Origin of the sequence: Candidatus Defluviilinea proxima (assembly GCA_016721115.1) — a bacterium.
Taxonomy (GTDB): domain Bacteria; phylum Chloroflexota; class Anaerolineae; order Anaerolineales; family Villigracilaceae; genus Defluviilinea; species Defluviilinea proxima.
Window position 1 is genome coordinate 2,729,483 of the sequence record JADKIW010000001.1, and the last position, 13,275, is coordinate 2,742,757.

Annotated in this window: 13 protein-coding genes and 1 tRNA gene; 2 read left to right on the plus strand and 12 right to left on the minus strand. The window is 48.0% G+C overall.

The window, feature by feature from the left end; all coding sequences use genetic code 11:
• Positions 1–10 precede the first annotated feature (10 nt).
• Entirely contained in the window at positions 11–1,426 is a 1,416-nt protein-coding gene (locus tag IPP66_12650) for a PAS domain S-box protein (GenBank protein ID MBK9926128.1), read from the plus strand.
• Here IPP66_12650 and IPP66_12655 read toward each other — a convergent pair.
• The 8 genes from IPP66_12655 to rbsK form a co-directional block, all read right to left on the minus strand.
• Positions 1,405–2,214 carry an ABC transporter ATP-binding protein gene (locus IPP66_12655; GenBank protein MBK9926129.1) on the minus strand — a complete coding sequence of 270 codons (810 nt, stop codon included), beginning with the start codon at positions 2,212–2,214 and terminating at the stop codon, positions 1,405–1,407. The genes IPP66_12650 and IPP66_12655 overlap by 22 nt on opposite strands.
• A complete protein-coding gene (locus IPP66_12660) occupies positions 2,211–3,050 on the minus strand; it encodes an ABC transporter ATP-binding protein (GenBank protein ID MBK9926130.1) in 840 nt (279 codons plus the stop codon). Before IPP66_12660 ends, IPP66_12655 begins: the two co-directional genes overlap by 4 nt.
• Positions 3,038–3,817 carry an energy-coupling factor transporter transmembrane protein EcfT gene (locus tag IPP66_12665; GenBank protein ID MBK9926131.1) on the minus strand — a complete coding sequence of 260 codons (780 nt, stop codon included), beginning with the start codon at positions 3,815–3,817 and terminating at the stop codon, positions 3,038–3,040. Before IPP66_12665 ends, IPP66_12660 begins: the two co-directional genes overlap by 13 nt.
• 140 nt (positions 3,818–3,957) lie before the next feature.
• Positions 3,958–4,638 carry an ECF transporter S component gene (locus IPP66_12670; protein ID MBK9926132.1) on the minus strand — a complete coding sequence of 227 codons (681 nt, stop codon included), beginning with the start codon at positions 4,636–4,638 and terminating at the stop codon, positions 3,958–3,960.
• Positions 4,639–4,692: 54 nt separating this feature from the next.
• Entirely contained in the window at positions 4,693–5,229 is a 537-nt protein-coding gene (locus tag IPP66_12675) for an ECF transporter S component (GenBank protein ID MBK9926133.1), read from the minus strand.
• 25 nt (positions 5,230–5,254) lie between these two features.
• The gene (locus IPP66_12680) at positions 5,255–6,208 is read right to left on the minus strand and encodes a nucleoside hydrolase (GenBank protein MBK9926134.1); all 954 of its coding nucleotides are present in this window, start codon (positions 6,206–6,208) and stop codon (positions 5,255–5,257) included.
• A gap of 1 nt (position 6,209) precedes the next feature.
• Positions 6,210–7,160 carry a nucleoside hydrolase gene (locus IPP66_12685; GenBank protein ID MBK9926135.1) on the minus strand — a complete coding sequence of 317 codons (951 nt, stop codon included), beginning with the start codon at positions 7,158–7,160 and terminating at the stop codon, positions 6,210–6,212.
• A gap of 48 nt (positions 7,161–7,208) precedes the next feature.
• Positions 7,209–8,123, minus strand: coding sequence for a ribokinase (gene rbsK, locus IPP66_12690; GenBank protein MBK9926136.1), 915 nt, complete (start codon positions 8,121–8,123; stop codon positions 7,209–7,211).
• 57 nt (positions 8,124–8,180) lie between these two features.
• On the opposite strand from rbsK, the gene IPP66_12695 reads away from it, so the two are divergent.
• The gene (locus IPP66_12695) at positions 8,181–9,338 is read left to right on the plus strand and encodes an MFS transporter (GenBank protein MBK9926137.1); all 1,158 of its coding nucleotides are present in this window, start codon (positions 8,181–8,183) and stop codon (positions 9,336–9,338) included.
• Here the strand turns inward: IPP66_12695 and IPP66_12700 are convergent.
• The 4 genes from IPP66_12700 to IPP66_12715 all read right to left on the minus strand — a co-directional run bounded on the left by IPP66_12700 (position 9,319) and on the right by IPP66_12715 (position 13,262).
• On the minus strand, positions 9,319–10,569 hold the full coding sequence (locus IPP66_12700) for an MFS transporter (GenBank protein MBK9926138.1): 1,251 nt from the start codon (positions 10,567–10,569) through the stop codon (positions 9,319–9,321). The two genes, IPP66_12695 and IPP66_12700, sit on opposite strands and share 20 nt — an antisense overlap.
• 29 nt (positions 10,570–10,598) lie before the next feature.
• Positions 10,599–11,525: a DMT family transporter gene (locus IPP66_12705; GenBank protein ID MBK9926139.1), complete on the minus strand. Its 927-nt coding sequence runs from the start codon at positions 11,523–11,525 to the stop codon at positions 10,599–10,601.
• A 51-nt stretch (positions 11,526–11,576) separates the two neighbouring features.
• A tRNA-Glu gene (locus tag IPP66_12710) sits at positions 11,577–11,649 on the minus strand.
• 53 nt (positions 11,650–11,702) lie between these two features.
• A complete protein-coding gene (locus tag IPP66_12715; protein MBK9926140.1) occupies positions 11,703–13,262 on the minus strand; it encodes a hypothetical protein in 1,560 nt (519 codons plus the stop codon).
• Between the last annotated feature and the right edge of the window lie 13 nt (positions 13,263–13,275).

A 13,275-nucleotide genomic window follows, 5' to 3' on the forward strand; every position in this document is an offset into this window, starting at 1 on the left:
ATTTCTACCCATGCAATGGTCTGCAAACCCCTATTTCTACCCTCTTCTGATCGCTGGGTTGATCGGTTTATTGAATGTTTTATTTATTTCGCGCCGTTCCAAAGTGCCGGGCGCGATTCCGTTATTAGCTATGGGGTTTGCGGTTAGCGAATGGGCATTAGCCTATGCCATGGAAATGGCCAGTAGTAACATTGAAACACAGATATTCTGGGGGAAAATTCAATATTTTGGTATTGTGAGCGTTTCGGTGACATTTTTGTTGTTTGCCTTGACGTATGCCCAATACCAAAAAGTCCTAAGATCAAAATGGATATGGCTCCTGTGGGTTTTCCCGTTGCTATGTATTTATCTTATCTGGACAAATGAATCTCATCATTTGATCTGGACCAAGATCAATCAAATGGACTTTGGTACATATTCTATAGCGGCATTCGGCCATGGCCCTGTGTTTTATATCCTTGTAGCATACTCATACCTAACCCTTATTGCAGGGAGTGTTGTACTGGTGCGGCAGGCGATTAAATCGCAGCCTGAATTTAGGAGCCAGACCTTTTTGCTTGTGTTCGGTGTAGCGATTAACTGGGTTGGGAACATCATTTATGTTTCCGGGGCGAACCCGATCCCTGACTTGGATTGGACGCCCATGGGCCTCATCCTCTCCGGCGTTATTTACAGTATTGCCCTGTTCCAATTCCGTTTTCTAGACCTGACCCCCATCGCAGGTGAGACTGTATTGGAAAGCATGGATGATATTGTGATTGTCTTGGACGATCATAACCGTTTGGTATATCTCAACAATGCCTTTGAATACTATTTTCAGACGAACCCTAGAAAGCTGATTGGGTCTTCAGTATCTTCTGCGTTCGCATCATGGCCTGAGCTGATTAGTTTGTGCAATCAGCATAATACAACTCGTTCCGAAGTGACTGTCTCAATTCCAAAACGCGACCATTTGCAGTTTGATGTACGTGTGTCGAACATTCGCTGGCAGAAAAATTATGCAATGGGACGCGTTCTTGTTTTGAAGGATGTCACCGAACAGAAACAGGCTGAAACACGCGCAACCCTGTTCTACGAGCTTCGAGCGCAGAATGGAAAGGCCGATCGTATCCCGATGGTGTTGATGTATCGTGTCTTTGACGAAATGATCATCGAGGTGAATCGCGCTTTCCTGTTGGTGATGGGGTATGAACGAATGAAACTCCTGGGCCGCTCCATGTTGGATGGCCGCCTATGGGAACCCTACCAGCGAGCTGAATTCTTGCGAGCCTTCAATCGCGAACGCACTTTGCATGAATACCCTCTGACCTTGAAACATTACAATGGCACCGACCGTGCTCTCATAGCCTCAATTCAACCAGTAGAGATCGGTGGTACGTCTTACGTGGTCATTCTGGCGCATGTTCAGGATAAACCTGCGGACTGATATTCAGCAAGAAACTCTTTTTCATTTCTCACTGTTTTCTTTAACCCAAGTTTTTTCCCCAACCTGGTCAACTGTGGTGGGTCAACGTATGTTGTGGCAAGGATCTCATCCTGGCCTAGTACTTCATTGGCATTTCCATCCAATACAACCTGACCCTGTGACATGGCGATCACACGCTCAAAATTCTCAGCACAAAAATCAATATCGTGTGTGATCGTAATGACTGTCTTGCCGCGTTCCCGCAAAACCTTGATGACGTTCGCAATACGTGCGATATTGGCCGCATCCTGTCCGGTGGTAGGCTCGTCGAAGATGACAATAGATGTATCCATTGCAATAACAGAAGCAATGGCGACCATCTTCCGCCAGGTGGGGGACAAGTCGTATGGATTCGTCTCCGTTTTATCTGATAACTCCGTCATTGCCAACGCTTCATCAACCCGACCTTCAATCTGCTCGCTGGTATACCCAAGATTTTTCGGCCCGAAAGCGACTTCTGTCTTCACGTCGCGTGAAAAGAGTTGCTCATCAGGGTTTTGGAAAACATATCCCACGCGCGAAGCAAGTTTTGCAACCGAGTATTTTTTTGTATCCCAGTCACCGATCTTGATTTCACCTGACGTAGGTTGTAATAATCCATTGATATGACGCACGAGAGTCGTCTTCCCTGCGCCGTTCTGTCCGACAATGGCAACCTGTTCACCAGATTCGATTGTCAGCGAGATGCCACGTAAGGCAAGTACACCGGCAGGATAGGAGAACTGCAAATTGTTGATCTCAACTCTCATTTTGCGAACCCATCCACTGCCTCATCCAATGTAATAGGCAGGCTAGTTTTCTTCCATAACCCCAACTCTTTCGCCTTGCGTGCCACGGACGTGTACCGCGAAATGCCAAAGCCTTTGTCCGTCAATACATCTGATGTGAGAACTTCAGCAGGCTTCCCATCGAGGATGATCTGACCCTCGTGCAATGCGATGACTCTATCTGCGAAGTTAGCGATCCATTCCACTTTATGTTCCACAAGGATAACGGTCATGCCTTGTTCTGCCATTGTGCGGATCACTCCAAAGACCTCGCGTGTGCCAATCGGGTCCATTTGAGAAGTCGGTTCGTCGAGGACGAGGACTTTCGGTTGCATGACCAGGATCGAGGTCAGAGCGACGCGTTGTTGTTGTCCGCCAGATAAAGAATAAGGGGAGCGATCCGCCAGATCTGAAATCCCAGTCAATTTCATGGCTTCTTCCACTCGGCTTTTCATTTCCTCACGTGGGACGCCGGTATTTTCCAGCCCGAAAGCGATTTCTTCGAAGACCGTATATTTTGCGCCGCTGATCTGGTTGAATGGATTTTGAAACGCCAGCCCAACATTCAATACCAACTCAGGTAAATTGGATTTGCTCGATTCTATACCCGCGACTTCGACAGTGCCAGTGAGTTCGCCTTTAAAAAAATGAGGGACAAACCCTGCGACGGTATAGCACAGTGTGGACTTGCCTGCGCCGTTCGGACCGACTACAGCAATGAACTCACCTTCACTCACTTGCAAATTTATATTTTGCAATACCGGTGAATCCGTGAGCGGATATTTGTATGTGACGTTTTGCAGGTTTACGATAGCCATAATTTCAAAACCAGTGTAATGACAACGAGTCCAACAAGGATCCAGCGGATGGTTTTATCTAAGCTGGTGTCTGGTACATCATGCAGAGATGTTTTGACGTGTGTGGAAGTGAATCCGCGCGCTTCAATGGCAATGGCACGTTCTTCTACCTCGATGAGAGAACCAAATACAAGCGGACCTACGAGCGGCACCAAAGAGCCTGCCCGCTTAAGAAATGTGCTTTCTGTATCCAAACCACGTGAGCGTTGGGCGGCAATAATAGTCTGTGCCTTGGCTTGCATTTGTGGCAGGATTTGTAGAGTTGAAATGATCACGTAGGCAAATTGCCCCGGCAGTCCACGCCGTGTAAGGTCAGACATCAATTCACTTGGATGGGTGGTCAGTAAAAAAAATGTGAAAGCTGAGATCATCACTGCAATTCTTGTGGCAACGTAGAATCCATAAGAAAGGCTTTCTTGTGTTACATCCAAGATCCAGAAGCTGAAAATTACAGTTTCTCCAACGGGTTGAAAAAACGCCTGCATTAAGAAGATGAAACCCGCCGCGGGAATAATCAAACGGATTGCGCTTCTAAAGAATTCTTTGGAAACCTCGCCAACGAAACACAGAGGCGTAATTACCAGAAATAATAAAATGAGAGATGTCCAATACCAGGGACTAGAAAAAGAAATGAGAATAATACCTAGCGCCACAACGATCTTGGTCAAAGGGTTGAGACGATGGATGCTACTATCTCGCTTTACGTAATAAGAAAGGCGTTCATGCATGATGTGACTGTTTACGATGGTTTATGCCAATGAAGATTACACTCGAATTATACCCAGAGAGGTCATAAATTGCTCTCGTATAGGCTAAACAAAATCAGTCCCACATTTTGCGGGACTGATTTTGAAAACCTAAGTTGTTTTTAGCTTAGCATATTGCGTACAACAAAGCCTAATGCCACTACGATAATGGTAACAATGATCGCAGTGATCAACTGCGTTGTACTGTTGCCTGCTTCGGCCGCAGCATTTTCAGGTCGTGGGAAGCGCGCTACCAGTCGTTTGGAAAGTCCTTGAACAATGGCAAAGGCGAGCATAGCCGTGGAGATTTTGTCCACGGGTTCAGTGAGGAAGCTTGTGCTTACTACTGCAGACCAAAGTCCTTGTCCCGTTTGGAGCAAATACGCTGTGATGAAAGATGAACCGCTGGCTGTGATTCCGCCATACAGGTAGACGGAAATCGGGGTGGATACGATCGCAGCCGTAAGCGCGATAAGGAAGCCTGAGAGGATCACTTTCCACCAATTCTTGAACAAGCCTGCATTGGCACAAAAGCCCGCTACCAAACCAATAAAGAAGGCAACAGGCCACCATGGCAGGGAATCGGGATTGAACAAGCCCCAAATGGTATTGGAAAGAGCGCCCGTCAGAGCGCCGGCCCATGGACCACAGATAATACCCACGAGCACAGTACCAATTGAATCAAGGAACACAGGTAGTTTCAACAGAACGACGATTTGCCCTATTGCAATATTGATGGCGATTGCCACAGGGATGAGCACCCACGTCATGGTAGTGAAATCTTTCTTGATTTTGTCTAACATGTTCTTCTCCTTTTTAATATTTGATACTTACAACACCGCATGTGCGGTTTTGTTTCACTTTTCTTTAGGTACTATATTTTCGGGCCGAGGCAGAAGCGCAAGAACTTGTGTGGGCAGAAGTTTCGCAACACCGAACGCGATTAAAGTTGTAACAATTTTGTCTAAAGGTTCTTCAACAAGAAAATAAAGAGGAGAAATGGAGAATTCCCCAAATATTTTTGCGGCAATCAATGTGGATGTAAACGCGGCGATGATGGCTATGAAGATACCCACAATCACAACTTTCCACCACTGTTTGAACCAACCTGCATTGGCGAAAAGGCCTGCCATCAGGCCAATCAACAACGGGACCGGCCAATAAGGGATATAGCTCGGTGATACAAGGCCAAGGCCCATATTGGTAAGAACGCCTGTCAGCGCCCCCGCAAATGGACCTGCCACGATAGCGACAAAGATCGTCCCAACGGTATCCATATAAAATGGGACGTCTAGTTTCGCAATGATCCAGCCGCCTGCACCGTTAACGATGACAGCAATGGGGATCAGTATCCATGTTATCGGCCTAAAATCCTGTTTGAATTTTTCCAACAAAACATTACTCCTTTTGAGATTGTTCTCAGGCCTTCGAAATTTTATGTGCGAGCTTCTCCATTCGCTCCAAAAACAACTCAATGAAATCTCTTGGACGCACACCCAGCGCCACTTTCATGTTGGCGGGTTTCTTGTCGTAATTATAAAAATCGGCTAGCGTCTTGCCCATCGAAACACCGCCTGAAATATCCACATCCACAGGCAGGTCCTGATAATCACACAACTCGGGCGCAAAGGTCAACGCTAGCGCCAGCGGGTCATTGATGATGCACCCCTTGATGCCTTGATAACTATCATGATACTCCATATAAAAATCGGTCGTGTCCTTGATGAACTTTGGGATGGGCGAATCGATCTTCATCAGCCGTTCCACATCCTGTGCAGTCAACAGACATTGATACGTCACATCCAGTGGCACAAGCGTCGTTGGCACCTCTGCATGAAAAACGATGTGCGCGGCGTGCGGGTCAACATACACATTGAATTCGCCCAGTGCGGTCACATTACCTTCATGGCGGATCGCTCCGCCCATGATGATCAACTCCTTAAGTGCCTTTGCAAACCCCGGTTCTTTTCTCATCGCCAGTGCGATGTTTGTCAACGGGCCGACTGCCACCAAAGTGATCTCTCCGGGGTTTGCCATGACCTTCTCGATCAGAAAATCGCATCCATGCTGGACTGTGGGCCTGATTCGCGGTTCTGGGAGCTTTGCGTATCCCAAGCCTGTGTTGCCATGCGTCTCTGGCGCGAGCAAGGACGGTTGCACCAACGGCAGTTCACATCCCCTCGCCAGCGGAATGTGACCCGCGTTCGCCAACTCCAAAACGGACAAGCCATTCGTCACTGCCTGTTCGAGCGAACAATTTCCATGTACAACACTCAAGCCTTCGAGCGTAAGTTCAGGCGATGCAATGGCAAGTAAGATCGCCAGAGAATCGTCAATGCCGGGATCGGTATCAATAAGGATTCGTTTTGTCATTTTAGTTTGGTATGGCCTTTGCTAAAGTTTCCATGCGCTGTAAAAACAATTCAATGAAATCATCTCCACGCACATCCATCGCAACCTTCATATTGGCAGGCTTCCCAGTAACATTAGCAATATCGGCAAATGTTTTGCCCATCGCCACGCCGCCTGAATGGTCAACATCTACGTAATAGTCTTTTAGGGTTAACAACTCAGGCGCAATGACAGTTGCCAACGTCAATGGATCGTGCATGGCACTGCCTGCGAAGCCTCTCTCTTGCGAGAACTTCAGGTATACATCCACCGCATCCTTGATGAATTGAGTGATGGGAGATTTGATCTTCATCAAACGGGCCACATGCTCCTGCTTGAGCAGACATTTGTGTGTTACATCCAAGGGAATGAGCGTAGTGGGAATTCCTGAATGAAAAACAATGTGCGCGGCATGTGGGTCAACATAGATGTTGAACTCAGCCAGCGGAGTGACGTTGCCATTTTCCTGGATTGCTCCGCCCATGATGACTAATTCTTTGACTGCTTCCGTAAATTTTGGCTCCTTGCGAATCGCCATAGCGACGTTGGTCAATGGCCCGATGGGAAAGATGCTGATTTCGTTTGGCTCAGCTAGAACGCGTTCGATCAAATAGTCCACGGCATGTTGTGGGACGGGTTTTGTGTTTGGCTCTGGCAATTTTGAATCGCCGATGCCGCTCTCGCCGTGGACATCTGCTGAAGCGCATAACGGTTGAACCAACGGGTACATGCTTCCCACCGCGACTGGAATATGACTTGCCCGACAAAGCTCCAGAATGGACAATGCATTACGTGTCGCTTTTTCGAGCGTGACGTTGCCTTGTGTAGTTGTCAGCGCTTCGAGTTGAATTTCAGGCGAAGCGAGCGCCAATAGAAAGGTGAAGGCATCGTCAATGCCGGGGTCAGTGTCAATAATGATTCGTTTGGATTTCATTTGACTTTTCACGTAGGGGCACAGCAGGACGATTAATCGTCAAGGTGCTTATTGGTTTCGCTGTGTCCCTACAATATTTTCCACATCTTCTTTGTTGGGTAATGATGGTTGCGCGCCGAACTTGGTGGTTGCAAGCGCGCCACAGGCACAGGCATAGCGAACGGCATCCAGCAAGTTGGATGAATCCAAAACGCTTGCCAAACATCCGATGAAAGCATCGCCTGCGGCGGTGGTGTCGACAACATCAACCTTAAACGTGTTTACATGTTGACTTGTATTCTTGTCTACGATCAATGCGCCTTTGCTTCCCAATGTGACGATGACGTTTTGTGCGCCTTTATCTAATAATGCGTACGCCGCTTTTTCAGCGGAGGGGATGTCGTTGACAACCATGCCCGTGAGAAGACTCAATTCCGTTTCATTGGGGATGATAAAGTCAGCGAGTGCGATCAATTCATCGGGGAGTGGTTTGGCGGGGGCGGGATTCAAAATGACGCGGACGCCATTTTGTTTGGCGAGTTTTGCGGCGGATAGAACTGTCAGTGTAGGAATTTCCAATTGGAGCAGAAGCAGGCTGAAGGTCGAAAAAGAAGCGCGCTCTACATCCAATGAAGAGACTTTGCCGTTTGCACCTGCCGAAAGGACAATACTGTTCTGCCCATTGGAGTCCACCATGATGGTGGCGGTGCCTGTGGATGCATCATCACGCTCGATGAGGGATGTATCTACATGATTTGATTTGAGGTTGTTGATGAGAAAATCGCCGAAGTTGTCTTTGCCCACGCGCCCAAGCATGGAAACATTCGCGCCAAGGCGGGCGGCGGCGACGGCTTGATTGGCTCCCTTGCCACCTGGGATGACTTGTAGATCTTCACCACTGATGGTTTCACCCGGTTGCGGAAAACGTGGTGTGCGGACGACGAGATCTGCATTGAGCGAACCAACCACCAAAATATTGGGCATGGAGAGATTTTACTTCATTTGATTGATTGGTCATATAATGTGCGGCTGGAGAATCGCATGAAAAAAATAGTTTCGTTCAGTTTTTACTTTTTATATTTTGCGGCGTTTGCATTTATAGCGCCTTATTATGTGTTGTATTACCAATCGCTTGGCTTCAATGGCACTCAGATCGGCCTGTTGACCGGAATACCGCCTTTGATCACGTTGATCGGAGCGCCATTCGGGACGGGGTTGGCAGATAGAACGATGCGTCATAAGTTGATTATGGGATTGGGAATCGGTGTGCCGATTATTGTCGCGGTCTTGATCCCTGCTTTTTCAGGTTTTGCATTGGTCTTTGGGTTGATCATTTTGCTCAACATTTTCATCTCGCCCGTATCTTCTCTGGGCGATAGCGCTACAATGACGATGTTGGGCGATGAAAAAGAAATGTATGGGCGCGTGCGTTTGGGTGGGACGATCGGTTGGGGGATCTTTGTACAGGTCTCAGGGGTGTTGCTCAAAGTGCAGGGATTGAAGATTCTGTTTTATGTGTATGCGGTGATCATGTTGATCAACTTGTTTATCTCTCAACGACTGTCGTTCGGCAAGCATGAAGCACATGAGGCCAATAGCGGAGGAACGTTGAAGTTGTTGAAGGATCGCCGTTGGATCATTTTTCTTGGTTATGCCTTTTTGGGAGGCATGGGCGTGTTTTCGGTTGCATCCTATTTTTCGGCGTACTTGCAGGAACTCGGCGCAGATGGCACTCAAATAGGCTTTGCATTTTTTCTAGGGGCGCTGGTGGAAGCTCCGTTCTTTTTCTTTGGGAATCTTCTTGTCAAACGCTTTACAGCGAATGGATTATTTATCATGGCGTTGGTGATGCTCGGTGTTCGCTCTCTGCTCTTTGGGGTGGTGGATAATCTACTTCTAGCGACTGTGGTGATGGCGCTTGGCGGATTGACGTTCCCGTTGATGTGGTCTGGTGGTGTAGCGTATGCGGATGAGAACGCACCTGCGGGATTAAAGTCCACGGCGCAGGGATTGTTTGGCGCTCTTACCTTTGGCTTCGGTTCGGCGGTCAGTGGTTTTGTAGGTGGTTTGCTACTTGAAAGTATCGGCGGGCGCGGAATGTTTTTTGTGTTCGGGATTGTCATCCTTGCTGGGATGATATTGATCGAAGGGCTTAAAAGAGTGTTCCCTGAACCAAAACTCATTCAGGCTGAAGTGTAGGAACAGACTCGTTATTCAATACAACTGTTGGTCTCGATAACCAGATGCATATTGCGCCGATGGCATATCCACTGGCGGAAAGTGCATACAACCACCTTGCACCGATCACATCGAAGATGGCCCCAGAAACGGGCGCGGCAAGGATGTTGACTAGACTCGCCAGTGTGACTGTGTATAGCGCAAGCATGGTCCCTGTTTCGCTTTGGTCGGTGCGACTGCTGATCAGCCCGATATAGGAAACGGTATACATGCTAAATGCTGTGCCACCGATGAAGCGCACGATCATGATCGTGGCAATTGATGGGAAGAGAAGCACGGCTGCACGTTGTATCATGGTCATGAGAATGGCGACCAGCAGAATTTGGCTTGCGCCATATCGTTTTACAAAACGATCTGCATAGATCATGAATGGTAGTTCAACCACGGCGCTTAAGATTCCAGCCACAGAGATCAATTGCTTCGATGTGCCGAGTTCCGCGAGAAATACATTTTCAAACTGCAAAACACCGCTGTTCATAAATCCGATAAAGATCAATGCGATCGCAAAACCGAGCAGGGTGCGGTCGCTTATAACGCGTTTGGCAGTTGTCAGTAAATTGGGCTTGGATGATTGTGTGCTTTGTTGTGTGACAAAGAAACGTGGATTGATAAATGAAATGATAAGTGCACCGAGCGACCACATCACACTGACACCGATAAAGCCCACAAGGAAACCGAATCTCTGGATCAACCAGCCTGATGTCAACGTTGCGACGATCCATCCCAAGGATGCGAACACGCGGATACTTCCATACCCGCCTCCTGCTTCCTTTGAAACTGATACTGCCATCGCATCGGATACTGGCATGACGCCTGATCCTGCCAACGCCTGAAAGAATACGTTGACGAGGATGAGGAGATAGATGGTTTGATGCCCGAGCATGAAATATCCCAGCGCACCAAGCAACATGGCTGTTTGTAAAAGTCCCCGTGCTTGTGGCCGTTTCTTGATCTCATTGACGATGAATGGCGCAAATAACAACCCCACAATGGAACTTGTAGATGTGATCGTCCCGATCTGCGCTCCCTTTAACCCCAAACTGACATAGAACAGATTGATGAACGGTAGAATGAAACCCCATCCGCCCATGAAGGCAAAATAGTGGGCTCTTGCAAAAAACAAATTTCGGTCAAATGTCTTGGGCATAACGGCAAACGGGGCGAAGTATATCACCGTCGTTTGTTTATTCATGAGTGTGTTTTATCGTTATTTTCGGAAAGTTATTCCGTTTTTTCGCCCCAGCGTAATAGGATGACTCCCGTGAAAACGAGGAAACTTCCGACCCATTGAATGAGGCTGAGTTGTTCGCTGAGCAGTAAGTATGCCCAGATGGCCGTCAGTGCAGGCTCGAGTGTGGCGATGAGGTTCGCAACCGTTGGCGCAAGATAGCGAAGACTGAGTGTATAGAGTCCAAATCCACCTAATGTGGGGGCAATGCCAAGAAAGAATAGAATTCCCCAAGCGATAGTTGAATTGCCAAGCCAAAGTAAGTCGGAGAATAGCGGTTTAGCTGATATTAGGTCTGAACCAATGTTGAAGAAAAATAGAAGAAATGAAGCAATAGCAAAACTGTAGAGCATGGCTGTCCATGAATCAATGTGTGTGTCAGAGGCATGTTTGCCTTCGAGATTGTAGAAGGCGAAGAAGAGACCTGTCAGCAAGCCAAAGATGATCCCAAGCGGATTGAGTCTCCAGACCGATGGATCGTATGCGCCTGCGACGAGAGTCGTCCCGAGTAGGCTCAAGATGATGGACAAGACCTTTATTTGGCTAAATTGTTCTTTGAAGATAATACGGCTTAAGATGGCGGTCATAGCAGGGGAGGAAAAGGCCAATACGGTCGCAACAGCCGCCCCGTTATATTGAACCGAAAACGTCCACATGGAGTTGAAGATGGCGAGTGTGAGTCCATATAAGACCATGAACTTCCAGTGTGGGCGGTCGAGTCGGAAACGTGAGCGGCTGAAGAGTAAGAGCCCCACGGTCATTCCAATAGAGACGAACAGGTCGCGCCAGAAAGCAAGGACGAGCGATGGCAGGGCGTAGGTTTTGCTGATGTAACTGATGAGCGGCCCAGTGGTTGACCAAAGGAAAGTGGCGACCAACGCGATGAGGTAACCGCGAGAGAATGATGATGTTTTGTTCATATGGTTTCCAAAAAAGTGACAGCCACCTTTTAGGTGGCTGTCATTGAAGTGTGCCCCCATGGGGATTCGAACCCCAGTTTGGGCCTTGAGAGGGCCCCGTCCTGGGCCTCTAGACGATGGGGGCGTTTAGAAGCGGGCGAGATTGTATCATTGCGAAAAAGATACGTCAATCAATAGCTATCTTGGCGTGAGCCGGTATACGTCGCCTTGTTTGCTGGAGAAAAGCAGTTCAAAATTGGCTTTGGAAGTTAGTTGTTCGGGGGCGAGGACATATTCTTTGAAGCCCAGTTCCTTCATCCAGACCACATACCCCGCGCCATCTTTGCCTGGCCAATCGGGGTAATTTGCTAATACTTCTTGTGGATCTGGCGCTTTGGGCTTGACAGGTCCCTGTGGGAGCTTGAGGATCGTGTGACGCGCATACAGCCATGCGAGAGGTTCGTAGTTGCTGTAGATCTTGTCACTTGAAGAGATGGATAGCGACTCGATGAATTCCCGAACGCCTGATTCGTTCAGCGCGCGCGTGTTGTAGATGTTATATTCGCTCGCTTCGCCGTTGACGTAGGAGATCCGCAGATACTTTTGGATGTTGTTTGCAGGATATGCCAGCCAGAGGATAAAGAGGATGACAACAGCCATGTACAGTTTGTTGACTGAGATGCGCCGCAGATACAACGGAAGTAACTCGCGAGCTGTCATGAAGCCGACTGCCACTACCGATGGCAATATGATGATATGGATACGGTCCATGAAAGGCCAGCGCACCTCGTTATAGCTGACGTTGAAGACCAAAACGAGTGAGTAGAGAATGATGAAGATCAGGCTGGGAAGGAATTTTGAACTTATGATTTGTCTTCCCCAATTCTTCCAGTCCATAACGCGATTGCCCGTTATGAAAATAACCAGGATGACAAGAAGGATCAACCATTCGGGGAGCCGCTCCGTGACACTGTAGGGGATGAACCAGTGAATAGCCTTTTCAATCGTTACCTGCAGATTTCCTTGTGGATTGGGTGGCAGGCGTGTGCCGAACAGAATTCCTGTTTGCAGATAGTTATGGAAATACACCCAAAGCAAAACGGGAAGGCTTGCGAGAAAGCCGAAAACCCCTGCTTGAAGAATCCCTTTGAAAAACTCTTTTTGACGAACGATCAAAATAACAACCGAGACCGTGATGATGTGTGTTAGCCCTGCGTAGCGCAACAACGGTGAGACCGCGCACAACAACCCAAGAATGTACAAGTTTTTTCGTAACGGGTTCTCAATGTAATCTGTAACGAGCATCAGGAACATGATCGTTACTGCAAGGAACATCAGGTCTGAAAGCACATTCGATGCCATGCGAATCAAAGAAAGGGAAGTGACGAACAGTCCGCTCCCGATGTAGGCATATAAGAAGTTTTCTGGAAACAGTTTGCGAAAGAATTTTCCCGAAAGCCAGATCGTCACTCCAAAGGTCAGGATGTTGAGATATTGCGCGATGACAAATACATCTGCCCGCGTGACAAAACCGATCATTGCGATGAATATCGAATATACAGGGGGAAATTGTGTGAGCGGTACGCCGAGATATTCTGTGAATCCATTTCCATTGACCAAGCTCTCGGCAGTTGATAAATACCTTGCCCCGTCCGTTGCCAACCCTGGGCCGTATCGAAACGTCACGATGAACGCAAAGAGCATCCCGAGCAACGAAATAAAAAACAAGAACAGTGTGAAAACTTTCTCTCGATTCATGCCCGCGGATTTT

Bases quoted from the DNA above. Each gene is read 5' to 3' on its own strand.
- IPP66_12650 (MBK9926128.1), top strand. From the start codon at position 11: ATGCAATGGTCTGCAAACCCCTATTTCTACCCTCTTCTGATCGCTGGG.
- IPP66_12655 (MBK9926129.1), bottom strand. From the start codon at position 2,214: ATGAGAGTTGAGATCAACAATTTGCAGTTCTCCTATCCTGCCGGTGTA.
- IPP66_12660 (MBK9926130.1), bottom strand. From the start codon at position 3,050: ATGGCTATCGTAAACCTGCAAAACGTCACATACAAATATCCGCTCACG.
- IPP66_12665 (MBK9926131.1), bottom strand. From the start codon at position 3,817: ATGCATGAACGCCTTTCTTATTACGTAAAGCGAGATAGTAGCATCCAT.
- IPP66_12670 (MBK9926132.1), bottom strand. From the start codon at position 4,638: ATGTTAGACAAAATCAAGAAAGATTTCACTACCATGACGTGGGTGCTC.
- IPP66_12680 (MBK9926134.1), bottom strand. From the start codon at position 6,208: ATGACAAAACGAATCCTTATTGATACCGATCCCGGCATTGACGATTCT.
- IPP66_12685 (MBK9926135.1), bottom strand. From the start codon at position 7,160: ATGAAATCCAAACGAATCATTATTGACACTGACCCCGGCATTGACGAT.
- rbsK (MBK9926136.1), bottom strand. From the start codon at position 8,123: ATGCCCAATATTTTGGTGGTTGGTTCGCTCAATGCAGATCTCGTCGTC.
- IPP66_12695 (MBK9926137.1), top strand. From the start codon at position 8,181: ATGAAAAAAATAGTTTCGTTCAGTTTTTACTTTTTATATTTTGCGGCG.
- IPP66_12700 (MBK9926138.1), bottom strand. From the start codon at position 10,569: ATGAATAAACAAACGACGGTGATATACTTCGCCCCGTTTGCCGTTATG.
- IPP66_12705 (MBK9926139.1), bottom strand. From the start codon at position 11,525: ATGAACAAAACATCATCATTCTCTCGCGGTTACCTCATCGCGTTGGTC.
- IPP66_12715 (MBK9926140.1), bottom strand. From the start codon at position 13,262: ATGAATCGAGAGAAAGTTTTCACACTGTTCTTGTTTTTTATTTCGTTG.